Source organism: Paenibacillus sp. FSL H7-0690 (genome assembly GCF_037980415.1).
In the GTDB taxonomy this organism is placed as follows: Bacteria; Bacillota; Bacilli; order Paenibacillales; family Paenibacillaceae; genus Paenibacillus_AQ; species Paenibacillus_AQ odorifer.
On record NZ_CP150281.1, the window covers coordinates 98,396 to 115,932 of the forward strand.

The window sequence follows — 17,537 nt, forward strand, 5'->3', positions numbered from 1 at the left end:
ATCATTGAAGCACAAACGAAAATTTAATGGTAAGCAAATTGTAATTAAGACAGCGACTGTAGGTCTGCTTTTAAATATGTTAATGAACCCTGTAATTCCAGCATTGGCTGAAGCGGGCAAAACTCCGGTTACAACCGAAGGTGCCGCAACTGCTACTGAAACTGCACCCAAGACCAACGCAGTTAAGATCCCTTCTGTGGAATCTCTTAACTTGGAATTGAGTTCTGCTATTCTAATAGAACCAACTACAGGCCAAGTACTTATGGCTCTAAATCCAGATACACCACTCCCACCTGCGAGTATGACCAAGATGATGACTGAATATCTTGTATCTGATGCCGTGAAAAAAGGAGACATCTCTTGGGATCAGAAAGTTATCATTCAAGAGAATGCTTCCAAACAGGTCGGATCACGAATTTTTCTGGCAGCTGGAGATGAACATACGGTTAAAGAGCTATACATAGCGATGGCTGTAGGATCGGCGAATGATGCCACGGTTGCTTTGGCAGAATTGGTATCGGGTTCAGAAGAACAATTCGTAGAACTAATGAATCAGACTGCACAGAAGATGGGCATGAAAAATACCTATTTTATTAACTCAACCGGACTTGATCGGGCAGACATGCCGAAGAAATTCCGTCCTGATCTTGATAAAGAGACTGTAATGTCAGCTAGAGATGCAGCTACTCTTGCTAAATTTATAGTTACTGACCACCCGGACTTCACTGAATTTACAACGATTCAGTCTTATAAATTCCGTGATCGGGATACAGCGCCGATCATTAACTACAACTGGATGCTGGAAGCTAACAAAAGTATCCCCAACTTTAAGGCATATGCTTATCCAGGTCTAGATGGACTGAAGACTGGCCATACCACAAATGCAGGTAACTGCTTTACCGGTACTGCTGTGCGTGATGGAATGCGTCTAATCAGTGTTGTTATGGGTGCTAACTCAGAGGCACATCGATTCACAGAAACAAAAAAAGTGCTCGACTACGGATTTAACAACTTTGAAATCAAACAGGTTGTAGCTCCGAAGGCTGTTATTGCTGGCACGGAAACAGTTCCGGTACTGAAAGGAAAGAATAAAGATGTTTCTATAGTTACTGATGAAGGAGTTTCTTTCATTGTTCCTAAGGGAACGGTTTCTCCTGAAGTTACTACAACTGTTGTAACAAATGACCCTGCAACTTTGGTTGCTCCTATAGCTCAATCCTCTAAAGTAGGTAAAGTTACCTATTCCTACAAGGCTGAAGGCATGCAAGCAGCACAGGAGAAAACAGTTAATCTGATCACAGTAGAGGAAGCTGAGAAGGCTGGCTGGTTCAAGTTGTTCCTTAGAGCGATTGGCGATTTCTTCGGTGATTTATTTTCAGGGATCAAGAACTTGTTCTAATGCAGTTTGGTGTCGAAATCAGCAGTAAATCCGAGTAAATGGGTTGTAGATTTCCCTTCATTGGGGTAAAATTACAAGTTAGATTAAGATAGATCATTCGGGGGGTTAGGACATGGAAACAGGTACATCGCGAGTTAAAAGAGGCATGGCAGAAATGCAAAAAGGCGGCGTCATTATGGACGTCATGAATGCAGAGCAAGCAAAAATTGCTGAGGCTGCTGGTGCAGTTGCTGTTATGGCTCTGGAACGCGTACCTTCTGACATTCGTGCAGCTGGCGGTGTAGCACGGATGGCCGATCCTACAATTGTAGAAGAGGTTCTCAAGGTGGTAAGTATCCCTGTTATGGCTAAGGCTCGTATCGGCCATTATGTAGAAGCGAAAGTTCTAGAATCTTTGGGTGTTGATTACTTGGATGAGAGTGAAGTTCTTACTCCTGCTGATGAAGTATTCCATATTGATAAACATGAGTTCACCGTTCCTTTTGTATGTGGAGCGAAGGATTTGGGAGAAGCACTGAGACGTATTAACGAAGGTGCCTCCATGATCCGTACAAAAGGTGAACCAGGAACAGGCAACATTGTTGAGGCCGTGCGTCACATGCGCTTTATCAACAGTCAAATCCGTAAAGTAACGAATTTGTCCAAGGACGAGCTATATAATGAAGCAAAGAACCTGGGAGTTTCCTACGAGCTGTTGCTCGAAGTACATGAGCTTGGCAAACTGCCGGTTGTTAACTTTGCCGCTGGGGGTGTAGCTACTCCTGCAGATGCTGCTCTTATGATGCATTTGGGTGCTGATGGTGTATTCGTAGGCTCGGGTATTTTTAAATCGGACAATCCTGAGAAATTTGCGCGTGCGATTGTTGAAGCCACTACACACTATACTGATTACAAACTGATTGCTGAAGTATCCAAGAACCTTGGTGCACCAATGAAGGGGATTGATATTGCAACTCTCACCCCGGCTGAACGTATGTCGGAGCGTGGCCGTTAATAGAGAGAAGGTTGTAGGATGAAGATAGGAGTATTGGCGCTGCAAGGCGCTGTTACGGAGCATATTGTTAGTATAGAGAAGACCGGTGCAGAAGGCGTGCCTATCAAGCGTGTGGAGCAGCTAGAAGAGGTTGAAGGCCTGATTATCCCCGGCGGAGAAAGTACAACGATTGGAAAGCTAATGCGGAAATATGGCTTCATAGAAGCCATCCGTGATTTTTCTGATCAGGGCAAGCCTATTTTTGGCACATGTGCGGGTATGATTGTGCTGGCCAAAAAAATTGCCGGTGGTGAACCGGGGCATTTGGAGCTGATGGATATTACCGTAGCCCGGAATGCATTCGGCCGCCAACGGGAAAGCTTTGAATGTGATCTGGAGGTTAAAGGCATTGATGAGCCGGTTCGTGCTGTGTTTATACGTGCACCGCTTATCAACGAGGTAGGACCTCGAGTTGATGTGCTTACCGTCTATAATGATGAGATTGTAACCGCGCGCGAAGGCAACTTGCTGGTGTGTTCTTTTCATCCAGAACTGACCGATGATTTCAGACTGCACCAATATTTTGCCGATATGGTAGAGGCGAATAGGGAAGTCCAACAACAAAATCGCATATAAAGAACATCCTGACTCTTTCAAAGCTGTAATCAGCATTTTGAAAGAGTTTAGGCTGTTTTCAGGAGGGAAACTTTGTGTTAGATGTAAAAATACTACGTAGTGATTACGCAAGAGTGGAAGAGGCTTTAGAAAAACGGGGCAAATCACTGGACTTAATTGCTGATTTTCCACAACTTGATTTGCGTCGACGTGAATTACTGCAAGAAACCGAAGGTCTTAAGAACCGTCGTAATACAGTTTCAGGTGAAGTAGCGAAAAAGAAAAAGAACGGCGAACCAGCAGATGATCTAATTACAGAAATGCGTACAGTGTCTGACCGGATTAAAGAGCTTGATGATGAAGTACGTGAACTGGAAGCTCAGATTGCTGATCTTACTATGAATATCCCTAATATTCCTCATGATTCAGTTCCAGTAGGGAAATCCGAGGATGATAACGTTGAATTACGCCGCTGGTCGGAGCCCAAAGAGTTCGGATTCACTCCGAAATCACATTGGGAGCTTGCGCAGCAGCTTGATATTATTGATTTTGAAGCTGCAGCAAAGGTTACAGGATCCCGGTTTGTTTTCTATAAAGGACTTGGAGCACGTCTAGAACGGGCGCTGATTAACTTTATGATGGATCTTCACAGTGGTGAGCATAACTATGAGGAAATGCTGCCGCCTTACATTGTAAACAAAGACAGCTTGTATGGTACAGGACAACTGCCTAAATTCGAAGAGGATCTGTTCAAGCTGCGGGATACCGAATACTATTTGATTCCTACAGCTGAAGTACCGGTAACGAACTACTATCGCGAAGAGATTTTGACGGCAGCTGACCTGCCTAAATACCATGTAGCTTACAGCTCTTGTTTCCGTTCTGAGGCGGGCTCGGCGGGCCGTGATACTCGCGGTTTGATTCGCCAGCATCAATTCAACAAGGTAGAGTTGGTGAAGCTCACCACCCCTGAATCCTCTTATGAGGAATTAGAAAAAATGACAGCAGACGCTGAAAGTGTGCTGCAGCTGTTGGGACTGCCTTATCGTGTACTTGGGTTATGTACGGCTGATATGGGCTTTACATCGGCTAAGACGTATGATTTGGAAGTGTGGTTGCCTGAGAGTGGGATGTACCGTGAGATCTCCTCTTGCTCAAATACAGAAGACTTCCAAGCACGCCGGGCAAATATTCGTTTCCGTAAGGATCCAAAATCGAAGCCTGAATTTGTTCATACGCTGAACGGCTCTGCTTTGGCGGTTGGACGTACGGTTGCTGCAATTCTTGAGAATTATCAGCAAGAGGATGGCAGTGTTCTGATTCCAGAATGCCTACAACCTTATATGCGCAATGTAAAATCGATACAACCAAAAACTATTTAAAGATATAGTTGCTTTTTCTTTGCATTGTATGGTACAATCCTAATGCATGTGAAATTTAAATGCATTTGGAGAGGTACCGAAGCGGTCATAACGGGGCGGTCTTGAAAACCGTTAGGGTGCAAGCCCACATGGGTTCGAATCCCATCCTCTCCGCCATTCCTTTATGAACTTAAAGAATAATTAGATAGAAACCGTTCCCTCTGGGGGACGGTTTTTTGTTTTGTTTGGTAGACCCAGTTCTATTGAGAATAAAAAGCTTCATTTCTCCGCAATGTATTAGAGAAGGAGGATGATCATAATCATGGATAGATCATTAGAAGTTGATCAGCATAAGCTTGTCTCAGCCTGGCAGGAGCGCTTGCCGGCGTTGATGGATGATGGGGATAGTTTCAGTGTGCTGGCGGATAATGGGGATCCGAATAGCTTGCTGATTCATTTTAATGCGGCAGGTCATCAAGGCTATTCGCTGGATTTTCGCTGCAAGTATGTAGATAGCAGAGAAGTGGCAGTGGATCTGCTGGATGTGGAACAGAGCGGTCTCCATATTGATGAGCGTAGTGATGCCGTACAGCAGCTGGCACAGCAATACTCACGGCAAATTCATGAATGTGCTCAGGCTCTTCAGAACTTGACCAATCCTTAGGAGGAATGAAAATGTCGAAACCAAAAAGTATCCCTGTTCCTGGGGCAGAGCCAACAAGTGGTGAGCGGAGAAAAGACCATACTCCATCAGGCCCAGAACCGCTTTCAGGTTCTAAAAAGGTGAAACAAGCGAACCATGTTGACCACCATAATCCACAAGGTTAACAAATAAAAACGTTAAGAATTTTAAAGAAGTGTTTCTTGATTTTTACAAATGGTTTATCATAGGAGGGGGAGAGATTTCTTTTACAATGGGAGAGGAGAACAATAATGAACAAAAAGTGGGGTTTGTCGGCCGCTGCATTGCTGCTTACAGCAGCAGTAATTCTGCCGGGATGTGCAAGTAAACAGGAGGCGCCAAAAGAGGCCTTAAAATCAGCCGCTACTAAAGCGACTACAATGTCATCTTATGAGATGAAGAGTAAATTCACGATCAACGATCTTACGATCGAGACTTCTGACGCTGAATCTGCTGCAATGACTACACAGGTACTTAGTATGCTTAAGAATGCTGATATTACCATTGATGGGGTATATCAAGCAGAGCCAATGCAGACAGAACTAACTATGGTTCTGAATCTGAAAGGCGATATGAGCATGAGCTTTAATGTTCCTATGGTAATGACTGCCGAGAAGTTGTATGTTAAGATTCCATCTATTCCTTTCGTACCGATTCCTGAGACAATCCTCAATAAGTTTGTAGAGGTTGATCTGAAGGCGTTGGCAGAGCAGGAGGGTGCAGAATTTAACCCAAGTACGATGGATACTCAAAAAATGCAGAAGCTGTCTAATGAAGTGGTGGACACTGTCCTAGCTGAATATGACGAAGAAAAATATTTTAACGAGATTGATCCCAAAGATGCTAATTTACCAGAAGGTGTGGAAGCTAAACAAGTCGTTCAGTTCCAAGTGACTAACGATAATGTTAAAGAAGCAATCACTATCTTGGTGAATAATGCCCTGCCAAAAATCATTGATATCGTAAGCAAGGAAGAATACAAGGATATGCTGCAGATTAAAGATGCAGATCTAGCTAAGGCTAAAGAAGAACTGACATCAGGTGAAGCTAGAACTGAATTGGATAAGGGCTTAGCTGATCTTGATAAGTACCTTACCATCAACCAGTTCCACTATAATACTGCGATCAATAAGGACGGATACGCTGTGTATCAGGATTTATTGATGGATGTTAAAGTAAATGATCCGGAAGATGGCACAAAAGTGGCCTTCTCAGTAAATGGAACGGGCCAATACAGCAAGATCAACGAAAAGCCGGTATTCAAGATTGGTATCCCTCAAGGTGATGATGTAATTACAATGGATCAACTTGGAGAAGAATTCGGTGGTTTGGGAACTTATTAATCCCAGTTCGCAAGATAAAGACCCGCATGAGGCGTATATTATACGCCCATGCGGGTCTTTTTTTAGGAAAAAAGTAGCGCTGATTCCTGCGACAATGCAGAATCCTATTTCTGTTCCTCTGTCAGCACATCTTCAGTTAAGATTGCGTAGGTTTGGTGATCCTGCCACTGTCCATTTATTTTAAGATACTGACGGGCAACCCCTTCAGGTTTAAACCCACTCTTCTCCAGGACTCTTCGGGAAGCTTCATTATGCAATAAAATAGCTGCCTGAACTCTATGTAGACCTAAGGCTCGGAAAGCATAGCCAAGGACTAATCCGACCGCTGCTGTCATATAACCTTGTCCTTGCATCCGATGATCCATTAAATATCCTAAATCAGCATATTGTGCTACACCTCGTGAGACGTTGGACAATGTGATCTGACCGATTAGCTGTCCATCCAGCAGATAAATGCCGAACATATAAGCTCTGTCCTGTAGGGCGTCCTCAATACGCTGATTGATGATCTGTTGCTGACTCTCCAGGGTAAAGAAGTGCTCATCACGTTTTGGCTCAAACGGTTCGTGGGTTACCCGGTTATTTAAACGAAGCTCCAGCAGGCTTTGTGCATCCTTAAGCTCAAGTGGAGAAATATAGATCCCTTGAGAGGTATGATATAGAGTAAGGGTCATTTAGGAGTCCTCCTTTTGTTTAATTGGCTTTTTACGTAAACGGCGAAAGAAGGAGGTGAGTAGATCTGCACATTCTTCTTGTAAAACATCCTGTATTACCTCAGTTCTATGATTAAATCGCGGCTCTTCAAGCAAGTTCATGAGGGTCCCGGCACATCCAGCTTTAGGGTCAGGCGTTCCATATACCGTGAGAGGCACTCTGGACTGCACTATTGCTCCTGCACACATCGGACAAGGTTCTAGGGTGACGTACAGCTGGCAATCCAGCAGACGCCAAGAATTCATGACATTGCTGGCCTCGCGAATGGCTACCATCTCTGCATGGGCTGTCGAATCCATTGTCGTTTCTCGTAAATTGTATCCACGTCCTATAATTTCACCATGTCGAACAATGACAGCGCCAATAGGAACCTCACCTAATGCCTCAGCTTTACGTGCTTCTGCGATCGCCTGCCTCATCCAATATTCATGAACCGCTTGTATATCTTCTGGCGATTCATTGGCTTTAATATTCAAGATCATCTTCCCTTCTTCTGTAACCATTGTACAACGAACAAATATTCGTTCTTAACAAAATGTGCATAACTCTGTGGATAACAGCCTACTTATACACATTTTTGTACACACCGGACTTTAATAATTTGTTTATATGTGCATAAGATGTGGATGGTTTCTTATATATTGTAGAGAAACACCTTTTGAATTTCAATATTTCGTGAATTAATAGGCTTGTTTTAAATGTCCTTTTCAAATGAGGGGGCAAAAGGTATGATGTTTATTATAGGCTCCGCAAGGATTTACCAGTGGATAAGAGGTGAATAACAGTTTGTCCATAAAGACAAAACTATCTGCTATTATTTTTGGAGCGGTACTGCTAATTTTAGCATTGAATCTGACATTTAACCTTTATGCCGCTCAGAATAATCTAAGAAATGAAAACGTAAATAATATGCAGATCACCGCTATGCAAATGGCTGTTTCTGTAGAACAAAGTAACTATAGCTCTAACTATGTAGAATATCAAATCGCGCATAACTTAAGAATGGCTGCCATCTTTGCCTCTAAGGAATTGGGTCCGGATTATAAGAATATAACCAACGCTCAACTTAAGGCCCTAACTTCCAAGTTGGGCGTGTCTAATATTTCAATTCTGGTAAAGACTGATAATGATATCGTGGTGACAAGGGCATCAAATCCGATTGATATTGGAATGTCCACTCAAGGTTGGGGGTACTGGTACCTTGCCCTTTTGGAGTTATTTGATAATCAGGAAGTCACTGTGGGGCAAGGTCAGTCATTGGATCATTTTTGGTCAGGCCCATTTGAATATTCAACCTACAATCCCGATTTCATTGAGAAGTGGGGTTATTATCATGATGAAGCAAGCAACTACATCATTAATCCTGTTATTCTCAATACTGCGGCAAGTGAATATATCGAAATCACCAACCCCGATCAAATTGTAGAGCGAACCAAAGAAGTTAATCCAGGGATTTTAGAGCTTACAGGATTTAATCCAACAACATTTGGTTTAGCAAGTATGGCGGGTGATGGAAGCGATGCATTTAAAAAGAAACTTGGCAACCGCCCAATTAAGTTCGGTACCTATACTTATGGTAATGTGGAGCAAGATAAAGCAGCTATTCTATTAGCTCAGCAGAAGCAGAAGCCAGTTACACTGGAGACGAAGGTACATGGGAAAAGAGTGCTCAAAAGCTTCATTCCTATTCAGAATCCTAAAATGGAGCCTTACGTAATCGGTGTAGTTTTGGATTATTCTGTGATTTCATCCGTAGTTCATGAACAATTAGCCAATTATTTGACTACGTCTCTGTTATTGCTGGCATTATTTTTGCTATGTAGTTACATACTTTCAGGTTTTATTACTCGTCCAATTCAGGCTATACTTGCCAAAGTCAATGACGTAGCGCGGGGTAAGTTCGAACCTCCATTAAAGGTAACCTCTCGTGATGAGTTAGGTCAATTAGCCTTGCGGATTAACGCTATGACTTCTCATCTTATGCAACGCACCAATCGTCTTAAGCAGACGCTGGAAGAGAACCGGGCGGTTAAGGAGCATTTGGAATCCGTAATTAACGGTACGTCGGATGCGATTCATACGTTGGATATGGAGGGACGAATCACTAGCACTAACAGAGCCTTTGAGGAGCTGTACGGATGGAGTGCAACAGAAGTGATAGGCAATATGCCATATCTTGTACCCGCGACAGCGCTTAAGCAAGAGGAAGAGCGGCTTGACGCGTTAAGAAATGGTGCAGTTCTGCCGCCGATCGAGACAGTGAGACTTAAACGGGACGGATCATTAGTTGAAGTTAGCGTTAGTACCTCGATAATTCGAGATGAAGAGGGTTATCCCCATTCCTTTATTCACGTTTCTCGTGATATGACGGAACGCAATCGAATGGAGGAGCTGCTTAGACGCTCTGAGAAACTAACTACAGTCGGCCAATTGGCCGCAGGAGTAGCTCATGAGATTCGTAACCCTCTTACCACGTTAAAAGGATTTCTACAGCTTCAACAGGAGAAGGAGCTCTTGGTTCCGCTTCATGTAGAGCTGATGTTATCCGAGCTGGAGCGGATTAATCTTATCGTCAGTGAATTTTTAATCCTGGCTAAGCCGCAAGCCGTTCATTTTCAGGAGAAAGATCTTCGCTACATATTAGGTGATGTAGTTTCTCTATTGGATAGTCAGGCTCATCTACATGATATTCAATTTAGTACGAAATTCTCTGAACAACCTGCTACTGTACATTGTGAAGAGAACCAGCTGAAGCAGGTATTTATTAATATTGTTAAAAATGCAATTGAGGCTATGCCTGAGGGTGGCGTCATTTCAATGGAACTGTGGAACTCTGTGGATTGCGTCTTTATTGTAATCAAAGATCAGGGTGAAGGGATTCCAGAGGACGTGCTGCCTAAGCTGGGTGAACCGTTCTTCACGAATAAGGAATCGGGGACTGGGCTTGGGTTAATGATTAGCCAGCGTATTATTCAGGCTCATAAGGGTCATTTGGAAATACAAAGTGAAGTTGGCCGGGGGACAACCGTTATGATTAAGCTGCCTGCAGCTGGAGGGGTTACACCTTGGCTTAACATTAAGGATGAACGGAGTGAAGAACAACGTGAGAATTAATAAATTCATCAGTGAGACAGGATACTGTTCACGCCGAGAAGCAGACAAGCTTGTGGATGCCGGCAGAGTTACGATCAACGGAGAGCCTGCTGTGCTGGGCAGTCAGGCTGTTCCGGGCGATGATGTGCGAATAGATGGTATAGCGCTTGAAACCTCAAGCCAGACGGTCTACATTGCTCTAAACAAGCCGGTTGGGATTACATCAACCACAGAACAGCATATCAAGGGGAATATTGTCGATTTTGTAGGTCATCATGAGCGTATATTCCCGATTGGTCGTCTCGATAAGGATTCGGAAGGATTAATCTTGCTTACTAATGATGGTGATATCGTTAATAAAATTTTGCGGGCGGAAGGCCGGCATGAAAAAGAATATGTGGTTACCGTGGACAGACCCATTACGCCTTCATTTATTACCGGCATGTCGAGCGGTGTGAAAATATTAGGTGAGAAGACGCTGCCCTGTGAGGTCACGCGTATTACGGAGCGTGTCTTCCGTATTATTTTGACAGAGGGCAAAAATCGCCAGATTCGTCGTATGTGCAGCGCTTTTGGCTATGAGGTGCGAAAGCTGCAACGCATTCGGATTATGAATATTCGCCTGGGGGCATTGCAAACGGGAGAATGGCGGGAGCTGTCTGCTGATGAGAAGAAAGAGCTTGGAGCTACGCTGAACTACGAGTTACTGTAGGAATGTTATTACAATGTTACAGGTCCATATAGAATGTAGTACTCGCAACAAAAAAAGAGCTGTCCGGGGTCTAAGACCTTTGGACAGCTCTTTTTATTACCTTACGAAATCACTTATTCAGCAGAGGGAACAATCCCTGTAAACTCTTTGGATTCTTGATATTTGCGAATAATGGAAACCTCTACCCGGCGATTCTTGCTTCGGCCGGTAGCTGTGTCATTATCCGAAATAGGATGATACTCGCCGTATCCAATCGCACTAAATTTGCGCGGATTTAGATTTGTGTTCTGCAGCAAAATCTTCATGAACTGAAGTGCCCGATCCGCACTCAGATCCCAGTTGGATGAATAGTTGCTATTGGAAATCGGAATATCGTCGGTGTGCCCTTGCACTACTACATCATAATCCGGGAATTGCTGCAGCATCGTTGAGATGGATTTAGCTAATTGCCGCGAATCATCCTTAACAATGGCTTGGCCAGAGGCGAACAATGCGTTATCACTGATCGTAATCATTAGCTGAGATTGATTAAGCTTCGTACTGAGCAGATCAGTTAGACCGTTGCTCTTAATATATTGATCGAATTGTTTCTTAAGCTTCTCTAAATCCTCTTGTTCCTTTTGTCGTAGCTTTGCCATTTCTGCTTCTTCAGCTTTCTTGGAAGTAGAGCTACCCATCTTATCATTTTTCCCCAGATCTTCTTGAGTTTTACTAGGCATTGCTGCCCGCTCTTCAAGAATGCCTGTACCGCCATTAAGTGCGGAACTGAAGGCTTGACTCATCTCTTCAAATTTCTTGGCATCCGTTGCGCTCATAGAATACATAACGATGAACAGAGCCACCAGAAGAGTCATGAGGTCGGAATAAGGTAACAGCCACGATTCATCGGCATGTTCTTCATGCTCTTCGTGTCTAGTCTTTTTGCTCACCTGATCCACCGTCCTTCTCATTTAACTTAACGCGTTGCGAAGGTGTTAGGAATACAGCAAGCTTCTGATTGATGGCAATAGTAGATACACCGGACTGTATGGACAAAAGACCTTCGACCATCATCATTCGAACTTCGATTTCTTGTTTGGAGAGACGTTTCAGCTTATTAGCAATAGGATGCCATAATACGTAACCTGTAAAGATACCAAGCAAAGTGGCGATGAAGGCAGCCCCGATTGCCGCAGCCAATTTATTCATATCACTCATATCAGCCAGAGCGGCGATGAGGCCGATAACCGCCCCGAGCACCCCAAGGGTAGGAGCATACATACCTGCCTGTGAGAAAATGAGCGCTCCTGCTTTATGTCTATCCTCTGTGGCGTGGATATCCTCCATGAGGACATCGCGGACAAAATCCTGATCATTTCCATCAATGATCATCCGCATGCCATTCCTGAGGAAGTTATCTTCTATTTCATCGACCTTTGATTCTAGAGCCAACAGACCTTCACGCCGTGTGATAGAAGCCCATTCCATGAACATAGTGATTAATTCGGGTTTACTGATTAATTTCTTTTTGATAAAAATCATTTTGAACAGACTTGGAATCTTTTTGACCTCGTTGAAAGGAAAGGCCATGAAAATAGACGCTGCCGTACCCACCAAGATAATAACGTAAGCAGCAGGTGTGGCCAAAGCATGAAGTGGAGCGTGCTTGAGGATCATGCCCCAGATTACAGCAACCAAACCAAAAATTAAACCAATTATTGTTGAAATTTCCATTTTGCACCTCGTCCGTGAGATTTAAGATGTGTTCCGACAATGCCGCGTATATCATCCTTGAAACAGCGGCAGGGCACTCTGTGCGAAACCGAATTAACGTATATTCTTATTTATCGACATCATTCGGTTTTTTGTGAAGTCATTTTTTCGGCTATAATGGATAAGGTAAGTAATTATTCATCTGTGAAGAAAACGGAGTGATATACGTGGGTGTAAAGCATGGTAGAGATTACGGTGAAATTCTAACAGATTTGACCGAAGCCGTCGGACGAATTTCCGATGGATATTTATTTTTTGAGATGGATCCGGACGAGTGGCAGGAACTACCCCAAGAATCAAAGCTGGAGGTATGGGAAGCATTGGCTGAGGATCTTTTCTTCGCGCTGGGTAATGAACCTATGATTGAAGTGGGGAGCGGTGTAATTATTTACGATAAGGACACGCATCGCATTAATATTTTAGTTGGCGAAGAGGATTTGGCTTCAGTGGTTTTGATTTAGGCAGAGGAGACGTCTGGACGTAATTTGCCCGTAGTTAGTAGCCCGTGTTAAAATTGATAAAGCCGAGTTATAATCGCTGGGATTTGTGAATACATTAAATCGAAAATATCGCCTTTATCCTGGCACATCCCTTGGACCTCAGAAGCTAAGGGATGTTTTGTTTAACGCCTAAGTCAAGTAAAGGGAACTGCGCACTTTACTGCAATTTTTTGTAAGGGAGGAAACGAATTGTTATTTACGGAAGAGGAACTGCGTGAGGAGATCACCAAGCTGGAGGGGTGGAAGCTGGATAATAATGTTATGGTGCGAAAATATATGTTCAGCCAATATATGAAGGGCATTGCGTTCGTTGATGAAGTAGCCACGATTTCAGAAGCCTTCGATCATCATCCACATATTACGATTGATTATAAAACAGTTACCCTGCGACTTGAATCTAATGAAGAAGATGGGATTACGGCTCTAGATCTTCGAGCGGCGCATGAATTTAATGAAGCCTTTGAAAAAAATCATTAGTTTAGCCAAAATCATAAAATAAACGCCCGTGCATAGATAGTCACCTATCTCATACACGGGCGTTTTTAGTTGCTTGATGGGTTACTTTTTCTCTGAGAGCCAGAGTGCGACGTTGGCGATCTCTTCAGGCGCTAGCTTTTCCTTAAAGGAAGGCATTTGACCACGTCCTTTAGTGACAATGCTGTAGATTTCCTCAGCGTCATGCTGGCCGCCTTCATTCTGAAGACTTGGTCCAACTCCACCTTGAAGCTGATCGCCGTGACAGGTGATACAGCTGGCTTTCACGGTTGCTTCTGCCTTTGCTGCGTCCAGTTGAACTACCGGCATCGTGGGCTTATTTTCTTCCGCTACCTCTTCTTTACCCGGAAGTGTAAACATGAGTACTACCGCAAAGGCACAGGCGGCAAAAAACAAACCGCTCATGATCCATTTCTGCATCCCAATTCGTCCCTTCTATGTAAGCTGCTCCCTACATTATAGCTTATGGTGAAGCGTTATCATAGGGTTTGTGACAAAAAAATGAACGAGAATACAATCATTCTTATGAAATATCTGGTATTTAATATCATTTGTCATAGACCATGCAATAAAAAGGTTTGTCTCCTGTAGGTGTGCGGCGTTCATACGTATCTGTAATCGTAAATCCACATTTTTGATAAGTTCGAATGGCGCGTTGGTTCCAGGTCAGGACTTCCAGATCTATCTCACGATCAGGATAACGATTCAAAGCTGTCTGGACGATGGCATCTACGAATAGTTTGCCTAAACCATGGCCGCATAGATCGGGGCGCATCCCAACTCCTAAACGAACGACTCCTTCCATCGGAAACAACTGTGCGAATCCGCACAAAACCTCTTGTTCATTTAATATGGAGACATATTGTTCCTCCCGGAGCTGCGGATCACCAAACTCGATGCCAAGAGCCTGCATCTGCTCCCACGGCATCCAGCCATAAATATTATATGGAGGCGTATAGCTCCACTTACAAATAGCTTCTCCGTGAATTGCCTCCATAGGAACTACATGAAAAGTTACCGAGGGATTTATCATAAAGTCAACGATCTCCTTTCACGAGGACATTGCTATATTACTAATTATATACAAAATGGGGGAGGTTCGACTCAGAAACTTTATATGAGAGGAATGTTTTACAAATTATGAGAGGGGTAAATAAGTAATAAGACAAAAAAACAAGCTCTCCTCCAAGAGTTACCTTGGAAAAGAGCCTATGTACGTTACTTATTGAACATCATCATTGTCTTCCGATTCAGCAGCAACCGATTGGTAAGCGTCTGTGCTCATAATGCGCTTAGCACCAACGTAGCGTTTCACGTAGTAGCTATCACTCAGAGAGCTAATCGTAACACCGCGTGAGGTAGAAGCGTGTGCGAACTTACCTTCACCGACATAAATGCCGACATGGGAGACACCTTTGCCACTTGTATTGAAGAATACAAGATCTCCGGCTCTTATATCATCACGGGAGATTGCTGTGCCCATTTGATATTGGGAACCTGATTGGTGTGGAAGGTTAATGCCAATCTTATCAAACACATACATTGTAAATCCGGAGCAATCAAATCCGTTAGTGGATATACCGCCGGATACGTATTTAGTACCGATGGCCTTGTCAATCACTTTATCCATTTTGGAATCTGCGAAAGCGCTTCCTGCTCCGATGGTGAGGATGATGGAAAAGCTTAGTACTGCTGCTGCTAACTTCTTCTTCAAAAGTGTATACCCCTTCCAAATGCCTACGAGGTTAGCTTAAGGGTTCGGTTGAAGGTCCCCTATGACCCCTCTATATAATGGAGGTCAATTCACCCAAAGTTGGTTCCCCCGTTTTCCTAATAGTTAGGAAACTCGGCTCATACTGTTGATTAGGATTAGCTTGTAATCAATACATGACAAAACCTTTGTAAATAACAACTTAATGATTACAAAAATGTTACTAAAATCTCACTGCGCTAATTGTAACAAACAGAAAGCCGCTTGGCAATCGTTTTTAACATATTAATGCAGAAAAATTGGCATTTTTACGGTAGAAAGGCATATGTAAGCGTTAATAATGACCTAATTTTTAATATAATTGCAATTTTTATCAAATAAACGTGTTTCAATTGGGCTCTATTAGTGTAAAAATATATTATGGAAAAAAGAAAAACCCGAATTTGATTACGGGAATAATCAGATTCAGGTTCATATAGTTGTAATTATGAGGTTATAGTTGTGAGGAAGGTTTCAATCGAAGGCTACAGCTTGATAAGCTGAAGTACTCATTACTCTTTTAGCGCCAACATAACGATTGGCCCAGTAGGCCTGACTGAGTGAAGTGATGGTCACTCCACGCGAAGAGGACGATTGTGCGAATTTTCCGTTTCCAACATAAATGCCGACATGGGATACTCCATTGCCAAGTGTGTTAAAGAACACTAGATCACCAGAACGCAGATTGCTTTTGGATACAGCAGTTCCAACGCTATATTGAGCTTTTGATGTACGAGGTAAAGTAAGACCCACATTCTTGAATACATATTTTGTAAATCCAGAGCAATCAAATCCGGCAGTGCTTGTACCTCCGGTTTTATAGGCAACTCCAATAGTCTTTGAGATTACAGTGTCCATCTTAGAGTCGGCAAAGGCGCTTCCTCCACCAATAGATAATGCCATTACAAGTCCTAGCGCCGCAGCGACGCATTTTTTTCTTAAATTATGTCTTTTCAAAAGATGTACTCCTTCCAAGGCCTGCGAGGTTAGCTTAAGGGTTCGGTAGAAGATTCCCTATGATCCCTGTAAAGCGAGATCAATTCACCCAAAATATGGTTCCCCCACTTCCCGGTGCAAAGGAATTAGGCGTGTTAAGCACCAAGAGAATGACGTTTCGACAGTTACACTTACGATAAATACATTTAGTTATGTAGGAATCGTTTCAATTGATTACAAAATTGTTACTAATAGCACAGGACTTATTGTAACAGAGCTTTTATGATTTTGCAAATACTCTTAAGTTATCCGTAATGAGAAAAAGTCCCAGCTCCTGAATACAGGAATTGGGACCTTTTTATTATGTCAAATAAGGTTAATTTATTGTGGAAATGCTTTGCTACACCATAGATGATATTGTGCAGAGATTCCCCACATTTTTAAGAGCGTAGAAGGTAGTGGTGAGATTTGCCGTATTATAAGTGCCGGCAGGCCGGGACAGAACAGACCCGTCAGTCCGCACACTAGCAGTAAGAGCAAGCCTCCCGCACCAAGTACAATGGAAACACCTATAGCAGGAATCAGTGACCGCAAGCAGATGAACAGTGAGGAGAACATTCCTGTACCGCCGGTGTAACCAAACTGCATATATAGAAGAAACAGGCGCACGATAAAAATATATATAAGCCATGCCAATACGTATGGTACTAAATGAAGTAACAAAGTGTAGTTAAACAAAGAGGATAAGAACAGCCCGTACATTTTTGGAGCAAGCCAGTAAAGCGGCAGCAGGGTCAGCACCCATTCGATTAGGCTAAAGACTAAGACAGGTAGTCCATAGATCTTCATGCCGGGGAAAAAGAACAGCCCGCGCTCGCCCTTTCGCTCCTGGTGCAGCTCATGCAGCAATCCTGCCCTTATGAAAGGAGAAAGCAGAAGTCGCAAGACAACAAGTCCTAGAAGCATCCATAACCAAGTGCGTATCGCAGGGTCAGTATTCAAGCTGAACTGTCCCTCGATATAATACAACAGTCTGCCCATACCGCTGCCGCCGGCGTCTTTATCTGGATAGCGCAGTAGAATTGGAATAATAGCAGATCGGATGAAACCATACATAAAGTAGCCCCAGAGCAGTCGGTAGATGAAGAGCAGAATTAAAATATAAAATTGCTCCTTCATGCTTTGCCAGCCGCGGGTTATCGATGTTCTCAC

Annotated in this window: 20 protein-coding genes, 1 tRNA gene and 2 riboswitches; of the genes, 12 read left to right on the top strand and 9 right to left on the bottom strand. The window is 43.3% G+C overall.

The window, feature by feature from the left end; all coding sequences use genetic code 11:
• Positions 1-4: 4 nt before the first annotated feature.
• From MHI32_RS00450 to MHI32_RS00485, 8 genes are all read left to right on the top strand, one after another.
• Entirely contained in the window at positions 5-1,399 is a 1,395-nt protein-coding gene (locus MHI32_RS00450; RefSeq protein WP_076187220.1) for a D-alanyl-D-alanine carboxypeptidase family protein, read from the top strand.
• Positions 1,400-1,511: 112 nt separating this feature from the next.
• Entirely contained in the window at positions 1,512-2,393 is an 882-nt protein-coding gene (pdxS, locus tag MHI32_RS00455; protein WP_036679980.1) for a pyridoxal 5'-phosphate synthase lyase subunit PdxS, read from the top strand.
• 18 nt (positions 2,394-2,411) lie between these two features.
• Entirely contained in the window at positions 2,412-3,008 is a 597-nt protein-coding gene (gene pdxT / locus MHI32_RS00460) for a pyridoxal 5'-phosphate synthase glutaminase subunit PdxT (protein ID WP_340011717.1), read from the top strand.
• A 74-nt stretch (positions 3,009-3,082) separates the two neighbouring features.
• A complete protein-coding gene (serS, locus tag MHI32_RS00465) occupies positions 3,083-4,369 on the top strand; it encodes a serine--tRNA ligase (protein ID WP_038568043.1) in 1,287 nt (428 codons plus the stop codon).
• Between the two features lie 67 nt (positions 4,370-4,436).
• Positions 4,437-4,525, top strand: a tRNA-Ser gene (locus MHI32_RS00470).
• A 145-nt stretch (positions 4,526-4,670) separates the two neighbouring features.
• A complete protein-coding gene (locus MHI32_RS00475) occupies positions 4,671-5,012 on the top strand; it encodes a hypothetical protein (protein WP_036679977.1) in 342 nt (113 codons plus the stop codon).
• An 11-nt stretch (positions 5,013-5,023) separates the two neighbouring features.
• On the top strand, positions 5,024-5,176 hold the full coding sequence (locus tag MHI32_RS00480; protein WP_076138623.1) for a small acid-soluble spore protein P: 153 nt from the start codon (positions 5,024-5,026) through the stop codon (positions 5,174-5,176).
• A 105-nt stretch (positions 5,177-5,281) separates the two neighbouring features.
• A complete protein-coding gene (locus tag MHI32_RS00485) occupies positions 5,282-6,373 on the top strand; it encodes a hypothetical protein (RefSeq protein WP_076130388.1) in 1,092 nt (363 codons plus the stop codon).
• Between the two features lie 104 nt (positions 6,374-6,477).
• Here MHI32_RS00485 and MHI32_RS00490 read toward each other — a convergent pair whose 3' ends face one another.
• Positions 6,478-7,047, bottom strand: coding sequence for a GNAT family protein (locus MHI32_RS00490; protein WP_076187218.1), 570 nt, complete (start codon positions 7,045-7,047; stop codon positions 6,478-6,480).
• The gene (tadA, locus tag MHI32_RS00495; protein ID WP_076130386.1) at positions 7,048-7,569 is read right to left on the bottom strand and encodes a tRNA adenosine(34) deaminase TadA; all 522 of its coding nucleotides are present in this window, start codon (positions 7,567-7,569) and stop codon (positions 7,048-7,050) included. It lies immediately after the preceding gene.
• Positions 7,570-7,873: 304 nt separating this feature from the next.
• Between tadA and MHI32_RS00500 the strand changes: the two genes are divergently transcribed.
• Entirely contained in the window at positions 7,874-10,201 is a 2,328-nt protein-coding gene (locus MHI32_RS00500) for a sensor histidine kinase (protein ID WP_076280415.1), read from the top strand.
• The gene (gene rluF / locus MHI32_RS00505; RefSeq protein ID WP_036679985.1) at positions 10,191-10,892 is read left to right on the top strand and encodes a 23S rRNA pseudouridine(2604) synthase RluF; all 702 of its coding nucleotides are present in this window, start codon (positions 10,191-10,193) and stop codon (positions 10,890-10,892) included. The genes MHI32_RS00500 and rluF overlap by 11 nt, the downstream gene beginning before the upstream one ends.
• Before the next feature lie 113 nt (positions 10,893-11,005).
• Here rluF and motB read toward each other — a convergent pair whose 3' ends face one another.
• The gene (gene motB, locus MHI32_RS00510; RefSeq protein ID WP_076130384.1) at positions 11,006-11,821 is read right to left on the bottom strand and encodes a flagellar motor protein MotB; all 816 of its coding nucleotides are present in this window, start codon (positions 11,819-11,821) and stop codon (positions 11,006-11,008) included.
• The gene (gene motA / locus MHI32_RS00515) at positions 11,805-12,605 is read right to left on the bottom strand and encodes a flagellar motor stator protein MotA (protein WP_036679967.1); all 801 of its coding nucleotides are present in this window, start codon (positions 12,603-12,605) and stop codon (positions 11,805-11,807) included. The genes motB and motA overlap by 17 nt, the downstream gene beginning before the upstream one ends.
• Before the next feature lie 206 nt (positions 12,606-12,811).
• Between motA and MHI32_RS00520 the strand changes: the two genes are divergently transcribed.
• The gene (locus tag MHI32_RS00520; RefSeq protein WP_036679966.1) at positions 12,812-13,105 is read left to right on the top strand and encodes a hypothetical protein; all 294 of its coding nucleotides are present in this window, start codon (positions 12,812-12,814) and stop codon (positions 13,103-13,105) included.
• A 228-nt stretch (positions 13,106-13,333) separates the two neighbouring features.
• A complete protein-coding gene (locus MHI32_RS00525) occupies positions 13,334-13,621 on the top strand; it encodes a 4a-hydroxytetrahydrobiopterin dehydratase (protein WP_076130383.1) in 288 nt (95 codons plus the stop codon).
• Between the two features lie 81 nt (positions 13,622-13,702).
• Here the strand turns inward: MHI32_RS00525 and MHI32_RS00530 are convergent, their stop codons facing one another.
• From MHI32_RS00530 to MHI32_RS00550, 5 genes are all read right to left on the bottom strand, one after another.
• A complete protein-coding gene (locus MHI32_RS00530) occupies positions 13,703-14,059 on the bottom strand; it encodes a cytochrome c (RefSeq protein ID WP_036679962.1) in 357 nt (118 codons plus the stop codon).
• A gap of 127 nt (positions 14,060-14,186) precedes the next feature.
• On the bottom strand, positions 14,187-14,672 hold the full coding sequence (locus MHI32_RS00535; RefSeq protein WP_340011718.1) for a GNAT family N-acetyltransferase: 486 nt from the start codon (positions 14,670-14,672) through the stop codon (positions 14,187-14,189).
• A 189-nt stretch (positions 14,673-14,861) separates the two neighbouring features.
• A complete protein-coding gene (locus MHI32_RS00540; RefSeq protein WP_232061490.1) occupies positions 14,862-15,314 on the bottom strand; it encodes a C40 family peptidase in 453 nt (150 codons plus the stop codon).
• Between the two features lie 44 nt (positions 15,315-15,358).
• Positions 15,359-15,501: riboswitch (cyclic di-AMP (ydaO/yuaA leader) on the bottom strand.
• Between the two features lie 362 nt (positions 15,502-15,863).
• Positions 15,864-16,292 (bottom strand): C40 family peptidase, encoded by a 429-nt coding sequence (locus tag MHI32_RS00545; protein ID WP_076130394.1) that lies wholly within the window; start codon positions 16,290-16,292, stop codon positions 15,864-15,866.
• A gap of 57 nt (positions 16,293-16,349) precedes the next feature.
• Positions 16,350-16,488, bottom strand: a riboswitch (cyclic di-AMP (ydaO/yuaA leader).
• Positions 16,489-16,706: 218 nt separating this feature from the next.
• Positions 16,707-17,537 carry a hypothetical protein gene (locus MHI32_RS00550; RefSeq protein ID WP_076130393.1) on the bottom strand — a complete coding sequence of 277 codons (831 nt, stop codon included), beginning with the start codon at positions 17,535-17,537 and terminating at the stop codon, positions 16,707-16,709.